Consider the following 23,698-nt stretch of genomic DNA (forward strand, 5'->3'; position numbering starts at 1 on the left):
ACTGCCACGCCCACCCAGTTGCTGACTGACGCAACGTCAGCTCAAGCCATTTCCGGCCTAGTTGGGCCAGGTATCGGGCCGTACGGCGCCTCGCACGCGGGGCTACCATCAGTCGGGTTGTCCGCTCCGGCCCCGGAGTGGGGTCACCCGGTCAGGCGAGTGCTCCCACCGCCCCGAAGGGCCGGGCATCAGTCGGAACGGGGCGAGGACGAGGAGCGTACGGGCTGCCATGACAGCTGAACCGAGCACGGAGCAGTCCGCCACGCCACCCCGAGCCACGCCACCCGGAACCACACCGCCCCACGCCAAGCCGCCGCAGGCCCCACCACCGCGCGCCCTCTTCCCGGGCCGTCCGGCCGCCGCACCGCGCACCCTGGTCGACGTCCTGGAAGCCACCGTCCGCGCCCACCCCGACGAACCGGCCCTGGACGACGGGCGCACCGTGCTCGGCTACCGTGCCCTGGCCGCCGAGGTCGAGCAGCTGCGCCGCCGGCTGGCCGCCGCCGGGATCGGCCCGGGCGACCGGGTGGGCGTGCGGGTCCCCTCGGGCACCAACGACCTGTACGTCTCGATCCTCGCCGTGCTCGCCGCCGGCGCCGCCTACGTGCCGGTCGACGCCGAGGACCCGGACGAGCGCGCCCAGCTGGTCTTCGGGGAGGCCGGCGTCGCCGCCGTGCTCGGCGCCGACCGCGCACTGACCGTCCACCGCGAACGCCCGGCGCCCCACCCCGGCGAGGCGGCCGCGGACCACCGCCCCCGCCCCACGCCGGCCGACGACGCCTGGATCATCTTCACCTCCGGTTCCACCGGTCGCCCCAAGGGCGTGGCCGTCACCCACCACAACGCCGCCGCCTTCGTCGACGCCGAGGCCGCGCTCTTCCTCCAGGACGAGCCGATCGGCCCCGGCGACCGGGTGATGGCCGGCCTGTCGGTGGCCTTCGACGCCTCCTGCGAGGAGATGTGGCTGGCCTGGCGCCACGGCGCCTGCCTGGTGCCCGTCCCCCGCTCCCAGGTGCGCAGCGGCGCCGACCTCGGCCCCTGGCTGGCGGAGCAGGAGATCACCGTGGTCTCCACCGTCCCGACGCTGGCCGCGCTCTGGCCCGCCGAGGCGCTCAACGAGGTACGGCTGCTGATCTTCGGCGGCGAGGCCTGCCCGCCGGAGCTGGTGCAGCGGCTGGTCACCGAGGGCCGCGAGGTCTGGAACACCTACGGCCCCACCGAGGCCACCGTGGTCGCCTGCGCCGCGCTGCTGACCGGCGACGGCCCGGTCCGGATCGGCCTGCCGCTGGACGGCTGGGACCTCGCCGTGGTCGACGAGGCCGGTGAGCCGGTCGCGGCCGGCGGCACCGGCCAGCTGGTGATCGGCGGGGTCGGCCTGGCCCGCTACCTCGACCCGGAGAAGGACGCCGAGAAGTACGCGCCGCTGGCCTCGCTCGGCTGGGAGCGCGCGTACCGCAGCGGGGACCTGGTCCAGGCCGACCCGGCCGGCCTGCTGTTCCTCGGCCGCATCGACGAGCAGATCAAGCTCGGCGGCCGCCGGATCGAACTCGGCGAGGTCGACGCGGCGCTCCAGGCCCTGCCCGGCGTGGCGGGCGCGGCCGCCGCCGTCCGCACCGCGCGCGGCGGCAACCAGCTGCTGGTCGGCTACCTGGTCGTCCAGGACGGCTTCGACCGCGAGCAGGCCGTCGAGAAGCTGCGCGCCGAGCTGCCGGCCGCCCTGGTGCCGCTGCTCGCGCCGGTCGACACCCTGCCCACCCGCACCTCCGGCAAGGTCGACCGGGCCGCCCTGCCCTGGCCGCTGCCCGAGCTGGAGAACGCCGGGCCGAGCGAGCAGCTGTACGGCACCGAGGCCTGGCTGGCCGAGCAGTGGGCCGAGATCCTCGGTGTGACGGTGAGCGGCCCGCGCGACGACTTCTTCGGCATCGGCGGCGGCAGCCTGGCCGCCGCCCGGCTCACCACGCTGCTGCGCACCCGCTACCCGAACGCCGCCGTGCTGGACGTCTACCAACACCCGACGCTGCGCAAGCTCGCCCGGCACCTGGAGCGCACCGCCGCCCAGGGCGGCCAGGCCCGCACCATCGCCCTGGTGCCGACCAGGGCCAAGCTGCTCCAGCTGCTCCTGCTGATCCCGCTGTTCACCGTGGTCGGCCTGCGCTGGACGGTCGCCCTGCTGGCGGCCGGCAACCTGCTCTCCCACCTCGGCGACTACCCGTGGGCGCCCACCGCCTCCTGGTGGGCCGTCGGCGCGGGCGCCCTGGCGCTGTACAGCCCGGCGGGCCGGCTGGCGATCGCGGCCGGCGGCGCCCGGCTGCTGCTGCGCGGCCTGCGCCCGGGCAGCCATCCGCGCGGCGGCGCCGTCCACCTGCGGCTCTGGACCGCCGAGCGGCTCGCCGAGCTCAGCGGCGCCACCGCGCTGTCCGGCGCCTGGCTGGTCCGCTACGCCCGGGCACTGGGTGCCAAGGTCGGGCCCGAGGTGGACCTGCACTCGCTGCCGCCGGTCACCGGGATGCTGAAGCTGGGCCGGGGCTGCGCCGTCGAGGCCGAGGTGGACCTGTGCGGCTACTGGCTGGACGGCGACCGGTTGGAGGTCGGCCAGGTCAAGGTCGGCTCCGGCGCCGTGGTCGGCACCCGCTCGACCCTGCTGCCCGGCGCCCGGGTCGGCAAGCGCGCCCAGGTGCTGCCCGGCTCCAGCGTCACCGGGCACGTGCCGACCGGCCAGCGCTGGGGCGGCGCGCCCGCCGTCAAGCTGGGCCGCGTCGAGCGGGCGTGGCCCAAGGAGCGCCCGCCGCACCGGGTCTTCTGGGCCGCGCTCTACGGTGCCAGCGGCACGGCACTCGGCCTGCTCCCGGTGGCGCCCGCGCTGGCCGGGCTCGCGGTCCTCGCCGCTTTCGTCCACCAGGGCGACGACCTCGGCGCGGCGCTCGGCGGCGCGCTGCTCGGCCTGCTGCCCGCCACCCTGGCGTACGGCGCCGTGTACGCGGCGCAGCTGGTGGCCGCCGTCCGGTTGCTGAGCCGCGGTCTGGTCCCCGGGGTGCACCCACTGCACGGCCGGGTCGGCTGGCAGGCGTGGACCGTCACCCAGCTGATGGACCGGGCCCGGGAGGTGCTGTTCCCGCTGTACGCGGGGCTGGCCACGCCGCTGTGGCTGCGGGCGCTCGGGATGCGGGTCGGCCGGGGCGCGGAGGTGTCCACGGTGCTGGCGCTGCCCAGCCTGACCACCGTCGGCGACGGCGCGTTCCTGGCCGACGACACCCTGATCGCGCCGTACGAGCTGGGCGGCGGCTGGGTGCGGCTCGGCGAGGCGAAGGTCGGCGAGCGGGCGTTCCTCGGGAACTCGGGAATGACCGCGCCGGGCCGGGCGGTGCCCAAGCGGGGCCTGGTGGGCGTGCTGTCGGCGACTCCGGAGAAGGCCAAGAAGGGCGGCTCGTACCTGGGCATGCCGCCGATGCGGCTGCCGCGCGCGGCGGACGAGGCCGACCAGAGCCTGACCTACGAGCCGCCGGCCCGGCTGCTCTGGGCGCGCGGGCTGGTCGAGCTGGCCCGGCTGCTGCCGGTGCTCGCCTCGGGGGCGCTCGGCGTGCTGACCGTCGCGGTGCTGTCCCGGCTGGCCGTCTCCTGGTCGGCGGGCGTGGCCGCGCTGCTCTCGGGCCTGGTGCTGCTGGGCGCCGGCGCGGTGGCCTGCGTGGTCGCGGTGGCGGCGAAGTGGCTGCTGGTCGGCCGGTTCCGGGCGGTGGAGCACCCGTTGTGGAGCAGCTTCGTGTGGCGCAACGAGCTCGCGGACACCTTCGTCGAGGTGCTGGCGGTGCCGTGGCTGGTCGGCGCGGTGCCGGGCACGCCGGTGCTGAACCTCTGGCTGCGGGCGCTCGGCGCGCGGGTCGGCCGCGGCGTCTGGTGCGAGAGCTACTGGCTGCCGGAGGCGGACCTGGTCACCCTCGGGGACGGCGTGACCGTCAACCGGGGCTGTGTGGTGCAGACGCACCTCTTCCACGACCGGATCATGCGGATGGATACTGTGGTCCTCCGCGAGGGCGCCACCCTGGGCCCGGGCGGCATCGTGCTGCCCGGCAGCACGGTGGGCGCGCGCAGCACGCTGGGCCCGGCCTCGCTGGTGATGCGCGCCGAGTCCGTCCCCGCCGACACGCGGTGGCTGGGCAACCCCATCGAGGCGTGGCAGCCCACGTCATGACCACCCGTCCCGGCCCGCAGGAAGTGCCCGCCCCCGTGAAGCCCAAGCACGTCCCGGCGGCCGCCGGCGCCCCCGACCCGTACTTCCCGGCCAGCGGCGACCACCGCTACCGGGTCCACCGCTACGAGCTCGTGCTGGACTACCGGCCCGGGCCGAACCGGCTGGCGGCCTCGGCCCGGCTGAGCGCCGTGGCGGACGCGGCGCTGGCCGAGTTCGCGCTGGACCTGGCCGAGTTCCGGATCGGGCGGGTGCTGGTCGACGGCAAGGCCGCCCGCTACACCCATCGCGCCGGCAAGCTGCGGATCCGCCCGGCCAGAGCGCTGGCGGCGGGGGCGGCGTTCACCGTCGAGGTGCACTACACCGGCAACCCCCGTCCGGTGCGCAGCCCGTGGGGCGGCCTGGGCTGGGAGGAGCTGACCGACGGCTCGCTGGTCGCCAGCCAGCCGATCGGCGCGCCGTCCTGGTTCCCGTGCAACGACCGGCCCGCCGACAAGGCGACGTACCAGATCGCGGTCACCACGCCGTCCCCGTTCACCGTGCTGGCGAGCGGCCGGCTGCTGACCCGCACCACCCGGGCGTCCAGCACCACCTGGGTGTACGAGCAGAGCGCGCCGACCTCGCCATACCTGGTGACGGTGTCGATCGGCCACTACCGGCCGGTGCCGCTGGCGGCCCGCCCGGCCGTGCCGCAGACCGGCTACGTGCCGGAGCGGCTGGTCCCCGCGTTCACCCGGGACTTCGGGCGGCAGCCGGAGATGATGACGTACTTCGGCGAGGTGTTCGGGCCGTACCCGTTCGGCGAGTACGCGGTGGTCGTCGCGGACGAGGAACTGGACGTCCCGGTGGAGGCGCAGGGCGTCGCCACCTTCGGGACGAACCACCTCGGCGGCGGCTGGGAGCGCGAGCGGCTGATCGCCCACGAGCTGGCGCACCAGTGGTTCGGCAACAGCGTGACGATCGCCGACTGGCGGCACATCTGGCTGAACGAGGGCTTCGCCAAGTACGCCGAGTGGCTGTGGTCCGAGCACGCCGGCGGCCCGGCCGCGGCCACCCACGCCGCCGCCGCGCACGGCCTGCTGGCCGGGCTCCCGCAGGACCTCAGGCTCGCCGACCCGGGCCGCAGGCTGATGTTCGACGACCGGCTGTACCAGCGCGGCGGCCTCGCCGTGCACGCGCTGCGGCGGGCGCTGGGCGAGGACGCCTTCTTCGCGATGCTGCGGGACTGGACGAGTGTCCACCGGCACGGCGTCGTCGGCACCGCCGACCTGCTCGTGCACGCCTCCCGGTACGCGACCGCCCCGCTGGCCCCGCTCTTCGAGGCCTGGCTGCAGCGGCCCGAACTCCCGCCGCTGCCGGGCTGACCGAGCCGACGGCGCGGGGCGTTTGCGGGGTGTTTGCGGGGCGTTTGCGGAGATAACGGGTGGATCCTTCGGAGCGGCCTGGCTAGGTTGGGTTCGTCTGTCACCCGTCCGTACTGGCCTACGGGCCTCGTGGCAGACCATGCCGACGGGCCTCCCCGCCGGACCACGCCGAAGGATTCAGAGGATCAGATGACCGATCAGTCCGACGAACTGCTGCCGACCACCCGCCGCGCCCTGCTGCACCGGATCGCCGTCGCCCAGGCCGAAGGCCGCACGCCCTCCCTGGCCGCCGGAGTGGTCCGGGACGGCCGGCTGGTCTGGAGCGGCGCCCGCAGCATGATCGACGGACACGCGCCGACCCCCGACGTCCAGTACCGGATCGGCTCGCTCACCAAGACCTTCGTCGCCGTGCTCGTGCTGCGGCTGCGCGACGAGGGCCTGCTCGACCTCGCCGACCCGCTGGCCCGCCACCTTCCCGGCACCCCTGCCGACGGCGCGACCATCGCGCAACTGCTCGCCCACACCGCCGGACTCGCCGCCGAGACGCCCGGGCCCTGGTGGGAGCGGACCGACGGCTCCCTGCGGCCCGGACTGGACGACCTGCTGGAGCCCGGCGCCGCGATCAAGCACCCGGCCGGGCGCCTCCACCACTACTCCAACCCCGGTTACGCGCTGCTCGGAGCGCTGGTCGAGCGGCTGCGCGGCGAGCCCTGGGGCGAGGTGCTGCGGCGCGAGGTGCTGGCGCCGCTCGGCATGGACCGCACCACCCTGCTGCCCGAGCACCCGCACGCCGGGGGCTTCGCCGTCCACCCGTGGGCCGACGTCATGCTGCCGGAGCCGCTCACCGACACCGGGCTGATGGGCCCGGCCGGCCAACTCTGGTCCACCGTCGCCGACCTGGCCCGCTGGGCGGCCTTCCTCGCCGCCGGGGACGACAAGGTGCTCGCCGCCGACTCACTCGCCGAGATGCGCCGGCCCGCCACCGGCCCCGCCGACACGACCTGGACCTCCGGATACGGCCTCGGCCTGCAACTGCGCCGCCACGGAGGCCGGGTGCTGTACGGCCACACCGGCTCGATGCCCGGCTTCACCGCCGCCCTGTGGGTCAGCGACGAGGACGGCCTGGCCGCGATCGCCCTGTCCAACGCCACCACCGGCGCCGGCACCACCCTGGTGGCCACCCAGTTGATCACGCTGACCGCCGAGCACGAGCCCCGGCTGCCCGAGCCCTGGCGCCCGCTGCCCGAGGTCGACGAGGAACTGCTGGCCCTCACCGGCCCCTGGTACTGGGGCACTTCGGCGCAGGCTCTGCGGCTGCGGGCCGACCGCGGCCTCGAACTGACCTCGCTCGCCGGCGGAGCCCGCAGCTCCCGCTTCCGCGCCGAGCCGGACGGCACCTGGACGGGGCTGGACGACTACTACACGGGCGAGACCCTGAGGATCGTCCGGGCCGCCGACGGCACCGTCAGCCACCTGGACCTCGGCTCCTTCGTCCTCACCCGCGAACCCTACGGCCCCGCGCCCGTCATCCCGGGCGACGTCGACCCGCAGGGCTGGCAGGCCTTCTAGGGCGTGTGGGGGAGCGCCCTGTCGGCGCACGCCGGCCGTGCGCGACATCGCACCCGTCCACGGGAGTTCCAGGAGAATCCCCGGGGAGAGTGGCGTGCCCGGGCGCACAGGCGCCCGGGCTGTCCACCCCCGGCGGGCGAGCGCCCGGTGCCCGGCAGATGGCCGGGAGGCGACGGGTGGTCCCATTCAGCAGTTGCACATCTGCGCTCCGCCGGGCCGCAACATGGATGCCAACCGGCTCGGAGAGATATACGGGGACCGGTTCGCGGGCAGGCCCAGCGCCTGCGGGCCGGGCCGGTGCCCTGGCGATCCAGGGCGCCGCCGATCGTGCTGCCCTGGAGGGTCCGCCATGACCACCGTCCCCACGTACGCTCCGACCGCAGTAGCCCCCACCCAGGACGCCCCCGCCGTCCCCTCCGCCCGGCGGCCGCAGGCCCCGGCCGCCTACACCGTCTCCCTCGCCCGCGACGCCGACGACGTGCGCGCCGCCCAGCGGCTGCGCCACCAGGTGTTCGCCGCCGAGCTCGGTGCCGTCCTGCACAGCCCGGTCGCCGGCCTGGACGTCGACCCCTTCGACGAGTTCTGCGACCACCTCCTGGTCCGCGAGGGCGAGCACGGCGCGGTCGTCGGCACCTACCGGCTGCTGCGCCCCGAGGCCGCCCGGCGGGCCGGACGGCTCTACTCCGACGGCGAGTTCGAGCTCTCCGCCCTGGCGCCGGTCCGCCCGGGCCTGGTGGAACTCGGCCGTTCCTGCATCCACCCCGACCACCGGGGCAACGGCGCCGTCATCAACCTGATGTGGGGCGGCATCGCCCGCTACCTCGCCGACACCGGCAACACCTGGGTCGGCGGCTGCTGCTCGATCCCCCTGGACGACGGCGGCGCCACCGCGGCCCGGGTCTGGGACACCGTCAGCGCCAAGCACCTGGCGCCCGAGCAGTACCGGGTCACCCCGCGCCGCCGCTGGGACGCCACCGGCGTGCCGCGCGCCGAGCGCGGCGCGCTGCCCGCCCTGCTCCGCGGCTACCTGCGGCTCGGCGCCTGGGTCTGCGGCGAGCCCGCGTACGACCCGGACTTCGACTGCGTCGACCTGTACGTGCTGCTGTCGCTGGAGCGCACCGACCCGCGCTACCTGCGGCACTTCCTGTCCGGACTGCCCGCCCGGCCGCTCGGCGCCTCATCATGAGCGTCTGGCTGCCGACGGCCCCCTGCCGGCCCGAGACCTGCCTGGCCGACCCGGCGCCCGCCGTCTCGCACCCCCGGCGGGCGCTGCGGCTGGCGGCCTGCCTGGCGGCGGTGCTGGCGGGCGTGCTGCTCAGCCTGCCGCTGCGCCTCCTCCCGTACGGGACCCGGGAGCGACTGATCCGGCTCTGGGCACGCGTCCTGCTGCGCGCCCTCGGGGTCACCGTCCACCTCGGGACGCCGGGCGGCGCGCTCGGCGGCGGGACGCTCGTGGTGGCCAACCACGTGTCCTGGCTGGACATCCCGCTGATCGCGGCGGGCCGCCCGGGCCGCTCGCTGGCCAAGACCGAGGTCCGCCGGTGGCCGGTGCTCGGGCCGCTGATCGCCTGGGGCGGCACGGTGTTCCTGGACCGCGACCGGCTGCGCGCGCTGCCCGGCACCGTGGCGGCGGTGGCCGAGGTGCTGCGCGCCGGCCGACCGGTGATCGTCTTCCCGGAGGGGTCCACCTGGTGCGGGCGGGAGAGCGGCCGCTTCCGGCCCGCACTGTTCCAGGCGGCGGTGGAGGCGGGCGCCTTCGTCCAGCCGGTGACGATCCGCTACCGGCTGTCGGACGGACGGCCGACCAGCGTGCCCGCCTTCATCGGCGACGACGGACTGCTCACCTCGCTCGCCCGGGTGGTCGCGGTGCGCGGGCTGGTCGCCGACGTGACGTTCCTGCCGCCGATTCCGCCGCCCGCGCCGCAGGCCACCCGGGCGGGGGCGCGCCGGGAGCTGGCCCGCACGGCGCAGGCGGCGGTCGAGGGCATCCGCTGACGGGCGTCGGCACCCGGATCAGTCAGACCGGTCAGGTCGGCCGTACCGGTCAGGTCGGCCGGACCGACCGGGCCTCGGCCAGCGGCTCCGGACCGGGGTTCGGGTTCGGGTCCAGGTCGAGGTCGGAGCCGGGGCCGGGGCCGGGGCCGGGGCCGGGGTGCGAGTTCGGCTCGAAACCAGGGTCCGACGCGGAGTCGGGAGCCGGTTCCGGGAGGCCGGTGCCGCCCGGGGAGAGCGGGCGGGCCCTGCCCAGCAGGACGGCGACCAGGACGGCGGTGACGGCGAGCGCGGCCGCACCGCAGCGCGCCGCCAGGTGGAGGCCCTCGATGAAGGCGCCGTCCACCGCCTCCTGGACCGGGCCGGGCAGCACGGCGGCCGCGCCGCCACCGCCGTGCCCCGCCCCGGCGGGCGCGTCCGCGATCGGGCCGACGGCGTCCACCGGCACACCGAGCCGGTGCAGGGCGGCGGTCAGGCTGCCGGTCATCCGGTTGGTCAGCACGGCGCCGAGCACCGCGATCCCGAGGACGCCGCCCAGCTCGCGCAGGGTGTTGATGCTCGCCGAGGCCATCCCGGTCTGCGCCGGGGCGACCCGTTGGAGCACCCCGATCGACACCGGGGTGAAGGTCATCCCCATCCCGAGGCCCATCGCGAACAGGGTCCACAGGTACTCGACGTAGTGGGCGTGCCCGCCGTAGAGGGACAGCCCGCCGAGGCCCGCCGCGCACAGCGCGAGACCGAGCACCAACGGCAGCCGGGGCCCGTACCGCGAGGTCAGCCCGCCGGAGAGGGGGGCTGCGACGACGATCATCGCGGTCATCGGCAGCCCGGCGTAGCCGGCGTCGGACGGGGACCAGCCGAGCGGGCCCTGCATCAGCAGCGGCAGGAAGAAGAGCGCGCCGAAGATCCCGAAGCTGACCATGAAGCCGCTGAGCAGCGCGCCGCCGAGGGCGCCGTCGCGGAACAGCCGCAGCTCCAGCATCGGTTCGGCGAGCCGCAGTTCGAGCACCAGGAAGGCGGCCAGCAGCACGAGCGCCGCGGCGCCGCAGAGGAGCACCCGGGTGTCCGTCCAGCCGCGGGTCGGCCCCTCGATCAGCGCGTAGACCAGCAGGCCGAGGCCCGCGGCGGAGAGGACGAGGCCGCCGAGGTCGATCCGCCGGGCGCGCGGGGGGATGTCCGGGAGCACGCGGGCGGCGAGCACCAGTCCGGCCACGCCGATCGGGACGTTGATCCAGAACACGCTGGCCCACCCGAGGTGCTCGACCATCGGCCCGCCGACCACCGGGCCGATCGACAGACCCAGCGCGGAGACCCCGGACCAGAGGCCGATCGCCTTGGCGCGCTCGCGCTCGTCGGTGAAGACGTGGCGCAGCATGGCGAGGCTGCCCGGGGTGAGCAGCGCGGCCCCGACGCCCTGCAGCATCCGGGCGCCGACCAGCAGGCCGATCGTTCCGGCGAGCGCGGCGAGCGCGGAGCCGACCGTGAACAGCGCGAGGCCGAGCCGGAACATCCGGGTGCGACCGTACCGGTCGCCGAGCGCGCCGCCGGTCAGCACGAACCCCGCGTAGACGAGGCTGTATCCCTCGGCGACCCATTGCAGGCCGCTGATCCCGGCGTCCAGGTCCTGGCCGATGCGGGGCAGGGCGTTGTTGACGATGACGTTGTCCAGCATGGACATGAACATGGTGACGCAGAGCGTCAGTAGCGCGAGCCGTTTGCGCCGGGCGCTCGACTCCTGCATGGGAACCCTCCCGATTCCTAGCCCCTAACAGCGTTAGGGAGTGGTGCGGCACGCACAGAGTGCCCCTAACGGTGTTAGATTGCAAGCGGGATCTCGCGACGGGCGCCCGCCACGGACCGTCGCCGCGAGACTCACAACCGGATGAGACCGGATGAGACCGCAGGAGGCGTCCGCACAGCCATGCCGGAGAACGACGACGCGACACCACCGCTGACCAGGGACGCGCTGACCCAGGCCGCGCTGCGGGTACTGGAACGGGACGGCCTCGACGGGCTGTCGATGCGCAAGGTCGCCGCCGAGGTCGGTGTCAAGGCGGCCTCGCTGTACTGGCACGTCCGCAACAAGCAGGAGCTGCTCGACCTGCTCACCGACGCGGTGATGGCCTCGGCCGAGCCCCCGCCGCGCGAGGGCGGCTGGCGCGAGCAGTTCCACGCCTACTGCTGGCGCTACCGCCGGCTGCTGCTCGACAAGCGCGACGCCGCCAAGGTCGTCTCGGGCCGCCTCTCCCCCGGGCCCCACCTGCTCGGCCTGATGGAGGACCAGCTCGACCGGCTCCGCGCGGCCGGTTTCTCCGACGCCGACGCCGCCCTGGCCACCTACCTGCTGGGCGCCTTCGTCCAGGGGTTCGTCCTCCAGGAACAATCCCCGATCTCGGCCGCCGAAGTCCTCGGCACCAGTCGCCGGGACATCGCCGACGCCACCGGCGACCGCTTCCGCGCCCTGCCCGTCGACACCTTCCCCAACCTCGTCGCCCTGGCCGACGACCTCACCGAACCCGACATGGACACCCGCTTCGAGTTCTGCGTGCAACGCGTCCTCGACGGGCTCGCGACCCTGCTGCCCGCCGAACAGCGCTGACCCCACCACGGCGGGCCCGGCCGGCCCCCGCCCCGGGCCCGCCGAAAATCCGCGGCCCGGCCTGCGACCGCCCGCTAGGGTCTGTGCGGGCACCCCGGCCGCACGCCCACGGAGGAGTTCCGCGATGCCCGACCTGCACCCCCACTACGAGCCCTACACACAAGGCCTGCTGGACGTCGGAGACGGTCAGCGGATGCACTGGAACGCCTCCGGCAACCCGGCGGGCAAACCCGCCGCGATCGTGCACGGCGGGCCCGGATCCGGCCACCGACCGGGCACCCGGCGGTACTTCGACCCCGAGCGGTACCACGTGGTCCAGTTCGACCAGCGCGGCTGCGGACAGAGCCTGCCGCACGCCGCCGACCCGGCGACCGGGCTGGAACACAACACCACCGAGCGGCTGATCGCGGACATGGAGCGACTGCGCGAACACCTCGGCATCGAGAAGTGGCTGCTGTACGGCGGCTCCTGGGGTTCGACGCTGATCCTCGCCTATGCCCAGGCCCACCCCGAGCGGGTCTCCGAGATCGTGCTCTGCGGCGTCACCACGACCCGCCCCGAGGAGACCGACTGGCTCTACCAGGGCGTCGCCCGCTTCCTGCCCGGCCCGTGGGAGGAGTTCCGGAACTTCCTGCCGGCCGCCGACCGCGACGGTGACCTGGTGGCCGCCTACAGCCGGCTGCTCAACAGCCAGGACGAGACCGTCCGGCGGGCCGCCGCGAACGCCTGGGCCACCTGGGAGGACGCCGTCATCGCGCACGAGGCGCTGGGCAAGCCGAACGCCTACAGCGACCGCCCCACCGACGCGCTGATGGCGTTCACCCGGATCACCGCGCACTACTTCGCGCACCACGCGTTCCTGGCCGACGGCCAACTGCTGCGCGACGCCGGGCGGCTGGCCGGCATTCCGGGCGAACTGATCCACGGCCGCCTGGACCTCGGCTCGCCGCTCGACACCGCGTGGCGGCTGGTCCGGGCCTGGCCGGAGGCCCGACTGACCGTCATCGACGAGTCCGGGCACACCGGGAGTCCGGCGATGACGGAGGCGGTCCTCACCGCGATCGAACGGTTCGCCTGACCGGTCCGCTCGGCCAGTCCGCTCGGCCAGTCCGCTTGGCCAGTCCGCTTGTCGAGTCCGCCCGGCCGGTTCGTCCACGGGCACCCGGCCGGTTCGCGCGAACGGCCCGTCCGTGCGAACGGCCTCCGCCTACGATACGAAGCATGATCGTCTATGTCCCAGCCGCCCTGTTCTTCCTGTTGTTCGGAGTCGGGGTACTACGCGACCGCCGCCAGTTCAGCAATGCCGTCCTGCTCGGCATCGCCGTCTCCCTGCTCGCCCTCGCCCTGCTCGCCGAGCTGCGCAAGGCGCCCACGCTGGTGATGGAACTGGCGGCGGTGGCGATCATCCTGCTGCCGGCCCTAGGCACGGCGGCCCTGGTCTGGTTCCTGATCGCCAACGGCCTGACCATGATCCGCAAGGAGGGCAGACGGCCCGCCAACCTGCTGTCCCTCCTCGCGGGGCTGGGCATCCTCGCCGTCATCGCGCTGCTGCTCGCGGCCCTGGCCACCCGCTCACCCCGGCTGGGCGTCCTGGCGGGCACCGCCGTCCTGGTGGTCGGCTACATCTCCTTCCTGTTCGTCTGCTTCGTCGGCTACGCGTTCCTCTACGGCCGCCACCGGCCGCGCCGGAACGTGGACTTCGTGGTCGTCCTCGGCTCCGGCCTGATCGGCGGCGAGCGCGTCCCGCCGCTGCTGGCCAGCCGGCTCGACCGGGGCCGGGAGGTGTACGACAAGCAGGCCGCGCGCGGCAACCCGCCGGTGCTGATCACCTCCGGTGGCCAGGGCCCGGACGAGAAGCTGCCGGAGTCCCACGCGATGGCCGACTACCTGACCGGGCGCGGCTTCCCGGCCGAACACATCGAGCGCGAGGACCGCTCCCGCACCACCGAGGAGAACCTGCTCTTCAGCAAGGCCATCATGGAACAGGCCAAGCCCGACTACCGCTGCGTCGTGGTCACCAACAACTTCCACGCCTTCCGGGCGGCGCTCACCGCCCGCAGGACCGGCGTCAACGGGCAGGTGTTCGGCTCGCCGACCGCCGCGTACTACTGGCCGAGCGCGACGATCCGCGAGTTCGCCGCCGTCTTCCTCTCGCACAAGCTGGTCAACTTCGGGATCTGCGGCCTCCTCGCGCTCTGCGGCCTCCTCGCGGCCCTCTGAGCAGCGGCACCCCCCGGCGCCCCTTCCGGCAAGGCCCCCGGTGCCGCACGCTACCGGCCCGGGGCCTCCACCGGTTCGGGCACTCCGGTGCGCAGGACCCTGTCGACGCGTGCGATGTCGAGGGCGCGCTCCCAGCGGGCGACCACGAGGGTGGCGACGCCGTTGCCGGCGAGGTTGGTCAACGCCCGGCACTCCGACATGAACTTGTCGATCCCGAAGATCAGCATGACGCCGGCCGCAGGTACCGTGCCGACCGTGGAGAGGGTGGCGGCCAGGGCGATGAACCCTGCGCCGGTGACTCCTCCGGATCCCTTGGAGGTGAGGATCATGACGGCGAGGAGGCCGAGTTGCCGGGTGAGGGAGAGCTCGGTGTCGGTGGCCTGCGCGATGTACAGGGTGGCCAGGGAGAGGTAGATGGAGCTGCCGTCGAGGTTGAAGGAGTAGCCCGTCGGTACGGTCAGGCCGACGATGTCCCGGCGTACGCCCAGCCCTTCGAGCTTGGCCATCAACCGGGGCAGCGCGCTCTCGGAGGAGGAGGTGCCCAGGACGATCAGGAACTCCTCGCGCAGGTAGCGCAGCAACCGGAACATGTTGACCTTGAGCAGGGCCAGCACGCCGCCGAGGACGACGACAACGAAGAAGAGCGAGGTGCCGTAGAAGAGTCCGATGAGCCGCCCCAAGCCGGCGAGGGTGGAGATGCCGTACTTGCCGACGGTGAAGGCCATCGCGCCGAAGGCGCCGACGGGTGCGGCCAGCATGATGTAACGGAGGATCTTGAACACGACCGCACTCAGCCGGTTGACGCCTTCGACGATCGGCGCCCCCACGGCTCCCACGGATTTGAGGGCGACACCGAAGAGCACCGCGAAGAAGATGACCTGAAGGATGTTGCCGTCGGCGAAGGCCCCCACCACGCTGGACGGCACGAGGCCGGTGAGGAAGTCCCACCAGCTCTGGTGCGCGCCGTCCTTGACGTACCGGGCGGCGTCCCCCGACAGGTGCAGGTCGCCGGGGTGGGCGTGCACTCCGCTGCCGGGCTGGAACAGGTTGACGGCAGCGAGTCCGACGGCGAGGGCGACCAGAGTTCCGGCCTGGAAGTAGACGAGGGACTTGAGGCCGACCCTGCCGACGCGGCGCAGGCTGTCCACGCCTCCGATGCCGGCCACGATCGTCAGGAAGACGATCGGGGTGATGAGCATCTTGACGGCCGACACGAAGGTGGTGCCGACCGGCTCCAGGGCGATGCCGGTACGCGGCCAGAGCCAACCCGTCAGGACACCGCAGCCGATGGCCGTCAGCACCCAGAAGTACAGCTGCCTGTACCACGGTTCGGACACCGGGGCGCCGGAGGAAGCGATGGTGCCGGGAGGCGCGGTTGCTGTCATGGCGTTTCTCCTCGTCGAGGAACCTGGATGCGGCCGGGGGCGGGAGTGGCCTTCCGAGCGGGGAAACCGGTGACAGCGCGCGGCTCGGTGGCGGACGACCGGGGGCGGCCCTACGACCGGGGTGGAACCGGCGTCTCACCACGGGCGGGCCGGAGCGGCGTCGCCGGCCCGCCGCGCCCGCCCAGCCCGCAACCTCGGCCGTGAGTGTGCCGGTCAGAGCAGTTCGAGGAGCTTCTCCGTGAACTCGGTGGTCGTGGCGCTGCCGCCCAGGTCCGGGGTGCGCTCGTCGGTCGTGGCGAAGACCGCGGCGATGGCGTCGGTGACGTCCCGGGCCGCCTCGGGATGGCCGAGGTGGTCGAGCATCATGGCCGCCGACCAGATCGAGCCGACCGGGTTGGCGACGTTCCGGCCGGCGATGTCGGGAGCGGAGCCGTGGACCGGCTCGAACATGGAAGGGAAGTCCCGCTCGGGGTTGAGGTTGGCGGCCGGTGCGATGCCGATGGAGCCCGCCACCGCTGCGGCCAGGTCGCTGAGGATGTCACCGAAGAGGTTGGAGGCGACCACCACGTCGAAGCGGGCCGGATCGAGTACCAACTTGGCGGCCAGCGCGTCGATGTGCTCCTGGTCCCAGGCGACCTCGGGGTGGGCGGCGCCGCGCTCGGCGACCAGTTCGTCCCAGAAGGGCAGGGTGTGCACGATGCCGTTGGACTTGGTGGCCGAGGTGAGCCCGCCGCCGCGCCGGGCAGCCAGCCCGAAGGCGTAGTCGAGGACGCGGGTCACCCCTGCGCGGGTGAACACCGCCTCCTGTACGGCCATCTCCTCGGGGAACCCCCGGTTCAGCCGACCGCCGATCTCGCTGTACTCGCCCTCCACGTTCTCGCGCACGACGACGAACTCCACCTCGCCCGCCACGGCGCCGCGCACCGGGCTCTCGACGCCCTCGAACACCCGGACCGGCCGCAGGTTGACGTACTGCCGGAAGCCGCGCCGGATCGGGATCAGCAGCCCCCACAGCGAGACGTGGTCCGGCACACCGGGGTGGCCGACCGCACCGAGCAGGATCGCGTCCTTGTCCCGCAGCCGGTCGAGGCCGTCCACCGGCATCATCGCGCCCTCACGGACGTAGCGCTCGCAGGACCAGTCGTACGAGGTGTAGGAGAAGCCGATGCCGTGGCGGGCGCCGACCGCCTCCAGGACCTGCCGGGCGCAGGGCAGGACCTCGGCCCCGATTCCGTCCCCGGGAATCAGGGCGATGTGGTGATGAGTCATGTGCCGATTGCAGCAATCGGGCCACCGCACCGTCCAAGACGCTCTGCCGATCTGCCTGATAAGGCTGCCTTATCAGTGCTTGACGGCATCGAGCGCACAGGACACGAAAGCGCGCGCAGCCGGGGACTGTTCGGCGCGCCGACCGACGAGCACGATCCGCAAGGTCGTCCTCGGCTCGATGTCCAGGACCAGTGCGCCCGCCTGTTCGGCCGCGGTGCGCCAGGACTCGGTGACCACCGCGAGACCGACCCCCGCGAGCACGAGAGGGAGAATCGCCACCCGGTGCTCGGTCTCCGCCGCGATGGCGAACCCGATGCCACGTTCGCGCAGGCCGTCGACGTACGCGCGCATTCCCGTGCCCCGCTGCCCGACGATCAACCGCTGACCGGCCAGTTCCTCGCACCGGACGGACATGCCCTCGCGGAACGGTCCACCGGCAGGGGTGACCAGGACGAAGCGCTGTTCCCCGACCTCATGGGAGACCACCTCCTTGTCGCGCAGCGGCCCTTCCGTGGCGAGCAGGCCCAACTCGGCGGCTCCGGTTCGCACCATGTCGATGACGTCGCGCGAGGTGAAGGCCGCCCGGATGTTCACCGACACCCCGGGATACCGGCGGCTGAACGCCCGGATCATCGTCGTCAACGGCTCGATCGCCTGGGACGGCATCGCCGCGATGTCCAGTCGCCCGTCCCGCAACTCGTGTACGGCCAGCACGCTGGCACGGGCCAGCTCCAGACTGCGTACGGCGACCCTGGCGGGCTCGATCAGCGCCGTCCCCGCCTCGGTGAGCACCGCCCGGCGGCCGATCCGGTGGAACAGGCTCCCGCCCACGTCCCGTTCCAACGCCTGCACGGCCTGCGACAGCGCGGGCTGCGAGAGGTAGAGGGCTGCGGCGGCCCGGTTGAAACCCCCGTGGTCCACGATCGCGAGGAAGTACTCCAGCTGCCGGATGTCCATGCCCCCATCCTCCCCTCGCGGCGTGGCGGCACCTCGGGAGCACGCGCGAAGCAGCCGCCCGCCCACCCGGCCCCTCGGCCGCACCGGCCCCGGGCCCCCGCCGCCGTAGCGACCGGGGCCCGGCCGCACCTTCGGCCGGACATCTGCCCAGGCCTCCGATCAGACCACCGGTCAGGCCATCACGTCAGGACACCGGGCGGGGTGCCAGGATCGCGCAAGTGGTGGTGGCGTGCGCGTAGAGCTTGCCGTTCTCCACCCCGACCACCCTGGCCTCGGCCGTCGCCATCGTCCGGCCCAGATGCAGCACCAGCCCCTCGCAGCGCAGCAGCCCCGAGTCGGCGAACAGCGGGCGCAGCATGTGGACGTTCAACTGCGTGGTGGTGTAGCCGATCCCGGCTGGCAGCCGGCTCAGCACGGCGCAACCGAGCGCCGAGTCGAGCAGGGTTGCGAGGTAGCCGCCGTGCACGGTGTTCATCGGGTTGTAGAGGTGGTCGCCGAGTTCACCCTCGAACACTGCCGTACCCGGCTTCACCTCGGTCAGATGGAACCCCAGGGTGCTGCAGATCGCGGGCTCCTGGATCCGGCCCGCGAGGATCTCGTGCAGAATCTCCTCTCCGCTCAGGTGTGGGAAGGCGGAGATCGGCGGGCCGGCCGTCCAGGTGTGGGTCCGGGTCCGGGGCACCTGGACCTCCAGGGGCTGCCGGCCTTCAAGGGGCTGCTGGCCCTCCGGGAACGTCGCGCCGCCGGAGCCTGCCTCATTCGTCGTCATGGGATCAACCTGCCCTGTTCGCGCACGCCCCTCAAGTGCCTTCCGGCATACGGCCGACGCGCGGCCCCGGGCGTCGGACCATGGCGGTCCACGCCATGGCGGCGCGGTGGACCTCGGGTGGCCGTCACATGGCACCGGGGCGCGGGGCGCGCCACGCTGCACGGCATCCGCCCCCACTCCTCCCCCACCCAGGAGCCCCCATGCCTCTCCGTCCTGTCGCCGCCGCGTTGCTGACGGCCGCCGCGCTCGCGATCGGCACCACCGCACCCGCGCCCGCTCCGGCCGTGCCCGCGGCTGCGGCTGCGGCTGCGGCTGCGGCTGCGACCGACACCGTGAGCGGGACCTTCCAGCAGGTCACCGGATTCGGCGCCAATCCGGGAAACCTCGCGATGTACTCCTACACCCCCGCCGGACTGCCGAGTGGCGCGCCGCTGGTGGTCGCACTGCACGGCTGTCTGCAGACCGCCAACGACTACTACCGCAACTCCGGTTGGACGACCTTCGCCGACCGGTACGGCTTCGCGGTCGTCTTCCCGCAGACCAGCAGCGTCAACAACAGCCTCTCCTGCTTCAGCTGGTTCGACGCGGCCAAGGACTCCCGGGGCGTCGGCGAGGCGGAGTCGGTGGCCGAGATGGTCACCAAGGCCAAGGCCCTGTACGGCTCGGACGACCGGCGGGTGTTCGTCACCGGGCTGTCGGCCGGCGGCGGGATGGCCTCCGACCTGCTGGCCGACTACCCGGACGTGTTCGCCGGCGGGGCCATCGACTCGGGCCTCCCGGCCCAGTGCGCGACCACCCAGGGCGCCGCCTCCGGCTGCCAGAACTCCGACCAGGGGCTCACCCCGGCCCAGTGGGGCGACAAGGTCCGGGCCGCGTACCCGGGCTACGCCGGGCCGTGGCCCCGGGTGGCGATCTGGCAGGGCAGCGCGGACACCGTGGTCAGGCCGGTGAACGCGACGGAGCTGCGCGACCAGTGGACCAACGTCCAGAGTGTCGGCCAGCGCCCGACCAGCACCCGGAGCCTGCCGGGCGGCACCACCGAGGAGGTCTACGCCGACGCGGGCGGACGACCCGCCGTGGCGCTGTTCACCATCGCCGGAATGGGCCACGGCCTGGCCGTCAACCCCGGCTCCGCAGCCGACCAGTGCGGGGCCACCGGCAGCTACTTCCTCAACACGATCTGCTCCAGCTACTACACCGCGCAGTTCTGGGGCCTGGACGGCGGCACGGGGCCCACCAACCCCGGCCTGCCCGCACCCACCGGGCTGACCGCGACCCCGGCGGGCCAGAGCTCGATCGCCCTCGCCTGGCAGGCCGTCAGCGGGGCCGCCTCCTACCAGGTCTACCGGGACGGTGCGATGGCGGGCAGTGCCACCGGCCCGTCCTTCACCGACACCGGGCTCGCCTCCGGCACGTCGTACGGCTACACCGTCGCGGCGGTCGACCCGTCGGGCGCCGTGGGCACCCGATCGGCGGCGGTGACGGCGACCACCACCGGCGGCACCGTGCAGTGCTTCACCGACAGCAACTACAACCAGGTCCGGGCCGGGCGGGCCACCCAGACCGGCGGTCTGACCTACGCACTCGGCTCGGGCCAGAGCATGGGCCTCTGGAACACCTTCGTGACGCACACCCTGAAGCAGACCGGCCAGGGCTACTTCGTACTCGCCGACGGCCAGTGCTGAGCGGGCGAAACCCGACCTCCGGCTCATCCGTCCCCCTCCCCCGGGCGCAGTCCCACCCCTCCTGAGCGCAGCCCGGCGAACAGGTCGGTCTCGGGCCCCTCGCCTTCACCCCCGGCCTCGCCCGGCACCAGGCTCCGGGCGAGGTGGTAGTCCTCCGTCGGCCAGACCTCACGCTCGATGTCCCGCGGATGGGCCATGAACGCGCCCCCGGGCTCGACCTGGGTGGCGTGTGCCAGCAGTGCCGCGTCCCGTACGGCGAACTGCTCGGCGCACGCGATCCGGGTGGTGGTGGCGAGGACGGGCGGGGTGTCCGGCCAGTCCGCGAGCAGTGCGCCCATGCCCGAGGGGACGCCCCGCTCCGTCATCGCGTCGTGCAGAGTCTGGAACCAGGCCCTGGAGAGCGCCAGGTGGTAGTAGAGCTTCACCGCCTGCCAGGGTTTCCCCGCCTCGGGGTGGCGGCCCGGGTCGGCGGCGGCCTCGAAGGCCTCGACCGTGACCTGGTGGGTCATCACGTGGTCGGGGTGCGGATACCCCCCGGTCTCGTCGTAGGTGACCACCACGTGCGGACGGAACTCCCGGATCAGGGCGACCAGCGGCCCCGCGGCCGCCGCCACGGGCTGGGCGGCGAAGCAGCCCGCCGGCAGCTGTTCGCCCGGGCCCGGCATGCCGGAGTCCACGAAGCCGAGGAACTGCTGGCGCACGCCGAGGATGCCCCGGGCGACCGCCATCTCCTCGCCCCGGATCCGGGCGAGGTCCGCCCTGACCTCAGGGCGGTCCATGGCCGGGTTGAGCACCGAGCCGCGCTCGCCGCCGGTACAGGTGGCGACCAGGACGTCCACCCCCTCGGCCGCGTACCGCGCGAGGGTGGCAGCGCCCTTGCTGGACTCGTCGTCGGGGTGGGCGTGGACGCTCAGCAGGCGGAGCCGCCCGGTGTGCTGGGTGAACATGGCGCCTCCGTACGTGGCCGATGTGGTCATGCGCCCTCCCCGGGTCGTCCGTCCGGCGGCCGATCCGACCGCCCGGAAGAAACTTAGAACGAACCCAGTGATTAGGTCAAGCATAATTTCTGGGTCCGACCCAGCGAACTGCGTTACGCTGCCCCCATGACGGAACCCACGACGGAAACCACGGCGGGGCCGACGCCCGGGCCCGGGGCCACCCCGACCCTGCGCGAGCTCAACAAGCGCCGCACCCGCGAGGCGATCTCGCACGCCGCGACCAGGCTCTTCATCGACCAGGGCTTCGACCGCACCACCATCGCCGAGGTCGCGACGGCCGCCGGCGTCGCCAAGATGACCGTCACCAACCACTTCCCGCGCAAGGAGGACCTCCTCCTCGACCTGCACGAGGAGATCGTCGGCCGCCTCGCCCGGGCGGTCGCCGAGCGTGCGCCCGGCGAGTCCGCCCTCGCCGCACTACGCCGCGACTGCCTGGCCGGCCTCGACCGGCACGACCCACGGCTCGGCTTCTCCGGCCCGGCGTTCGCCCGCACCGTCGCCGACAGCCCCGCCCTGGTCGCCCGGCTGCGCGAGCTGCACGAGCAGAGCGAGGCCGCCCTGGCCGAGGCCCTGGCCGAGGCCACCCGCCCCACGACGGCGACCGGCACTCCGCCCGGCACATCGCCCGACATACCGGTCGGCACACCGGCCGGCCCGCCGGTCGACTTCGAGAGCCGGGTGGCCGCCGGGCTGCTCGCCGCCGTCGACCGCACGGTGTTCACCGAGGTGTTCCGCCGGCTGCTGGCCGGCGACGAGGCCGCCGCCATCAGGGCGGCGGTGCGCCCCTCGGCCGTCCGGGCCTTCGACCGACTGGAGGGCGCCCTGGGCACCTTCGCCGTCCGGCCGGGCTCCTGACCTGCGGCGCGAGGCGCCCGCCCATGGACAGCCCTTGACGAAAGGTTGACCTGCTCACGGCAGAAGGTTGACGACCGCCGCCCCTATCGTCGGCCCATGCCCTCACAGCCCATCAGGCCCACCACCCTGCCGGTCCTGCCCTACCGCAAGCCCACCCGAGGCCGGGACTACTGGGTCCTGGACAACGTCCTCCCCGACCCGGACGCAGTCCGCGAGCGCTGTCTGGCCCGCGGCGACTGGACCGAAGGCTACCCGTACCGCCCCGAGACCTGGCCCGGCCTGCGCACCATGCCCGGCCTGGAGCCCGACGAGCTGGCCCGGGTCGAGGCCCTGGTCCGCAAGGCCACCGGCGCTTCCCGGCTCTGGGTGCAGAGCGCCCCGGGCGGCGGCACGCTCAACCACAACTGCGTCCAGGTCGTCGGCGCCGGGGAGTCGGAGTCCCGCCCGCACACCGACTCCCGCGCGCTCTGCCGCTACGCCGCCGTGCTCTACCTCAGCCCGGGCGCGCCGAAGGACGCCGGCACCAGCTTCTACCGCCAGCAGTTCCCCGGCGGACGCCTCGGCGGGAACCTCGTCAACGCGCCGCACAACAACCTGGTCGAGGCGCTCGGCACCCGCCACGTGCCCGCCGACCACTTCACCGAGGACGTCCGCGTCCCCAACCGCTACAACCAACTGCTCCTCTACCACGCCAACCTCATGCACAGCGCGACCTCCTACTACGGCACCGAGCTGCCGGAGCGTCGGATGACGGCCGTCTTCTTCTGGATGGCCTGACGGACCGACAGCACGCCCAGCCCCCGGACGCGGCCGCCGAACGCGCTCTCCGGAACCGCCGGGGACTCACCGCCCCGGAGCCCCGGAGAGCACCACCACGCGCGGCCCCGCGCCGATTGGCGACCGCCTTGTCCGGGGACGCTGGCCGCATGAACCAGGACGCCCTACCGCCGACCGAGACGATCCGCCCCGACTGGGCCGGGATCGACCGGCTGCCGACCACCGACCTGCTCCGCCTGATGAACGCCGAGGACCGCACCGTCCCCACCGCAGTGGCCGGGGAGTTGGTCCGGATCGCCGCCGCGGTGGACGCCACAGCGGCACGAATGGCGGCCGGTGGGCGGCTGGTCTACGCCGGGGCGGGGTCCGCCGGGCGGCTCGGAGTGCTGGACGCCGCCGAGTGCCCGCCGACCTTCGGCACCGATCCGGGCCTGGTGGTGGGCCTGATCGCGGGGGGCGGGGCCGCCGTGACCGGGGCCGTCGAGGGCGCCGAGGACCGCCCGGAGCTGGCGGTGGCCGAGCTGGCCGCCCTCCGGCTCACCCCGGCCGACACCGTGGTGGGCGTCTCCGCCTCCGGCCGCACGCCGTACACGGTGGCGGCCGTCCGAACCGCACGGGCAGCCGGGGCGTTGACGGTCGGACTGACGTGCAACCGGGGCTCGGCGCTGGTGGCGGCGGCCGAGCTGGGGATCGAGGTGGAGGTCGGCCCGGAGGTGCTGGCGGGCTCGACCAGGCTGAAGGCGGGCACGGCGCAGAAGCTGGTGCTCAACATGCTGTCGACGGCCGTCATGGTCCGGCTCGGCCGGACGTACGGCAATCTGATGGTCGACGTCCGGGCCACCAACGCCAAGCTCCGCGCACGGGCCCACCGGATCGTCACGGAGGCCACCGGCGCCGACGAGGCGGCGGTCCGCCAAGCGCTCGCCGCCACCGGGGGCCGGGCCAAGGACGCGATCCTGGTCCTGCTCGCGGACGTGGACGCGCCAACCGCCGCCCGGCAGCTCGCCGCCTCCGGCGGACGCCTGCGCGAGGCACTGCACGCCCACCGCCGCTAGGGTCTGTCCGGCCGGTCATGG

At 73.9% G+C, this 23,698-nt stretch carries 18 protein-coding genes; 12 read left to right on the forward strand and 6 right to left on the reverse strand.

Annotated features, from left to right (window positions below):
• The first annotated feature begins 229 nt into the window (after positions 1–229).
• The 5 genes from ABT015_RS22845 (at position 230) to ABT015_RS22865 (ending at position 9,111) form a co-directional block, all read left to right on the forward strand.
• Positions 230–4,186: a Pls/PosA family non-ribosomal peptide synthetase gene (locus ABT015_RS22845; RefSeq protein WP_350881875.1), complete on the forward strand. Its 3,957-nt coding sequence runs from the start codon at positions 230–232 to the stop codon at positions 4,184–4,186.
• Positions 4,183–5,547, forward strand: coding sequence for a M1 family metallopeptidase (locus ABT015_RS22850; RefSeq protein WP_350881877.1), 1,365 nt, complete (start codon positions 4,183–4,185; stop codon positions 5,545–5,547). Before ABT015_RS22845 ends, ABT015_RS22850 begins: the two co-directional genes overlap by 4 nt.
• Positions 5,548–5,736: 189 nt before the next feature.
• Positions 5,737–7,116, forward strand: coding sequence for a serine hydrolase domain-containing protein (locus tag ABT015_RS22855; RefSeq protein WP_350881879.1), 1,380 nt, complete (start codon positions 5,737–5,739; stop codon positions 7,114–7,116).
• Between the two features lie 349 nt (positions 7,117–7,465).
• A complete protein-coding gene (locus ABT015_RS22860; RefSeq protein WP_350881881.1) occupies positions 7,466–8,302 on the forward strand; it encodes a GNAT family N-acetyltransferase in 837 nt (278 codons plus the stop codon).
• Positions 8,299–9,111 (forward strand): lysophospholipid acyltransferase family protein, encoded by an 813-nt coding sequence (locus ABT015_RS22865; protein WP_350881883.1) that lies wholly within the window; start codon positions 8,299–8,301, stop codon positions 9,109–9,111. Before ABT015_RS22860 ends, ABT015_RS22865 begins: the two co-directional genes overlap by 4 nt.
• Positions 9,112–9,160: 49 nt before the next feature.
• Here the strand turns inward: ABT015_RS22865 and ABT015_RS22870 are convergent, their stop codons facing one another.
• A complete protein-coding gene (locus ABT015_RS22870) occupies positions 9,161–10,849 on the reverse strand; it encodes an MFS transporter (RefSeq protein ID WP_350881885.1) in 1,689 nt (562 codons plus the stop codon).
• Positions 10,850–11,029: 180 nt separating this feature from the next.
• On the opposite strand from ABT015_RS22870, the gene ABT015_RS22875 reads away from it, so the two are divergent.
• The 3 genes from ABT015_RS22875 (at position 11,030) to ABT015_RS22885 (ending at position 13,927) form a co-directional block, all read left to right on the forward strand.
• Positions 11,030–11,707 (forward strand): TetR/AcrR family transcriptional regulator C-terminal domain-containing protein, encoded by a 678-nt coding sequence (locus ABT015_RS22875; protein ID WP_350881888.1) that lies wholly within the window; start codon positions 11,030–11,032, stop codon positions 11,705–11,707.
• A 124-nt stretch (positions 11,708–11,831) separates the two neighbouring features.
• Positions 11,832–12,785: a prolyl aminopeptidase gene (gene pip, locus ABT015_RS22880; protein WP_350881890.1), complete on the forward strand. Its 954-nt coding sequence runs from the start codon at positions 11,832–11,834 to the stop codon at positions 12,783–12,785.
• A gap of 143 nt (positions 12,786–12,928) precedes the next feature.
• On the forward strand, positions 12,929–13,927 hold the full coding sequence (locus tag ABT015_RS22885) for a YdcF family protein (RefSeq protein WP_350881892.1): 999 nt from the start codon (positions 12,929–12,931) through the stop codon (positions 13,925–13,927).
• Positions 13,928–13,977: 50 nt separating this feature from the next.
• Here ABT015_RS22885 and dctA read toward each other — a convergent pair whose 3' ends face one another.
• The 4 genes from dctA to ABT015_RS22905 all read right to left on the reverse strand — a co-directional run bounded on the left by dctA (position 13,978) and on the right by ABT015_RS22905 (position 18,307).
• Complete coding sequence (gene dctA, locus ABT015_RS22890) at positions 13,978–15,312, reverse strand: C4-dicarboxylate transporter DctA (protein ID WP_350881894.1); 1,335 nt, start codon at positions 15,310–15,312, stop codon at positions 13,978–13,980.
• 213 nt (positions 15,313–15,525) lie between these two features.
• The gene (locus tag ABT015_RS22895; protein WP_350881896.1) at positions 15,526–16,581 is read right to left on the reverse strand and encodes a tartrate dehydrogenase; all 1,056 of its coding nucleotides are present in this window, start codon (positions 16,579–16,581) and stop codon (positions 15,526–15,528) included.
• A 72-nt stretch (positions 16,582–16,653) separates the two neighbouring features.
• Positions 16,654–17,538 carry a LysR family transcriptional regulator gene (locus tag ABT015_RS22900; RefSeq protein ID WP_350881898.1) on the reverse strand — a complete coding sequence of 295 codons (885 nt, stop codon included), beginning with the start codon at positions 17,536–17,538 and terminating at the stop codon, positions 16,654–16,656.
• A gap of 184 nt (positions 17,539–17,722) precedes the next feature.
• On the reverse strand, positions 17,723–18,307 hold the full coding sequence (locus ABT015_RS22905) for a PaaI family thioesterase (RefSeq protein ID WP_350881900.1): 585 nt from the start codon (positions 18,305–18,307) through the stop codon (positions 17,723–17,725).
• A 200-nt stretch (positions 18,308–18,507) separates the two neighbouring features.
• Between ABT015_RS22905 and ABT015_RS22910 the strand changes: the two genes are divergently transcribed.
• Positions 18,508–19,992, forward strand: coding sequence for an extracellular catalytic domain type 1 short-chain-length polyhydroxyalkanoate depolymerase (locus ABT015_RS22910; RefSeq protein WP_350881902.1), 1,485 nt, complete (start codon positions 18,508–18,510; stop codon positions 19,990–19,992).
• Between the two features lie 23 nt (positions 19,993–20,015).
• On the opposite strand, the gene mca is transcribed toward ABT015_RS22910, so the two are convergent.
• Positions 20,016–20,969: a mycothiol conjugate amidase Mca gene (gene mca, locus ABT015_RS22915; protein WP_350881904.1), complete on the reverse strand. Its 954-nt coding sequence runs from the start codon at positions 20,967–20,969 to the stop codon at positions 20,016–20,018.
• 126 nt (positions 20,970–21,095) lie between these two features.
• On the opposite strand from mca, the gene ABT015_RS22920 reads away from it, so the two are divergent.
• The 3 genes from ABT015_RS22920 to murQ all read left to right on the forward strand — a co-directional run bounded on the left by ABT015_RS22920 (position 21,096) and on the right by murQ (position 23,677).
• On the forward strand, positions 21,096–21,845 hold the full coding sequence (locus ABT015_RS22920) for a TetR/AcrR family transcriptional regulator (protein WP_350881906.1): 750 nt from the start codon (positions 21,096–21,098) through the stop codon (positions 21,843–21,845).
• Between the two features lie 96 nt (positions 21,846–21,941).
• Positions 21,942–22,622, forward strand: a complete 681-nt coding sequence (locus ABT015_RS22925; RefSeq protein ID WP_350881908.1) for a DUF6445 family protein — start codon at positions 21,942–21,944, stop codon at positions 22,620–22,622.
• Between the two features lie 149 nt (positions 22,623–22,771).
• Entirely contained in the window at positions 22,772–23,677 is a 906-nt protein-coding gene (gene murQ / locus ABT015_RS22930; RefSeq protein WP_350881910.1) for an N-acetylmuramic acid 6-phosphate etherase, read from the forward strand.
• Positions 23,678–23,698 lie beyond the last annotated feature (21 nt).

The sequence above is a fragment of the Kitasatospora sp. NPDC094016 genome, assembly GCF_040304045.1.
In the GTDB taxonomy this organism is placed as follows: Bacteria; Actinomycetota; Actinomycetes; order Streptomycetales; family Streptomycetaceae; genus Kitasatospora.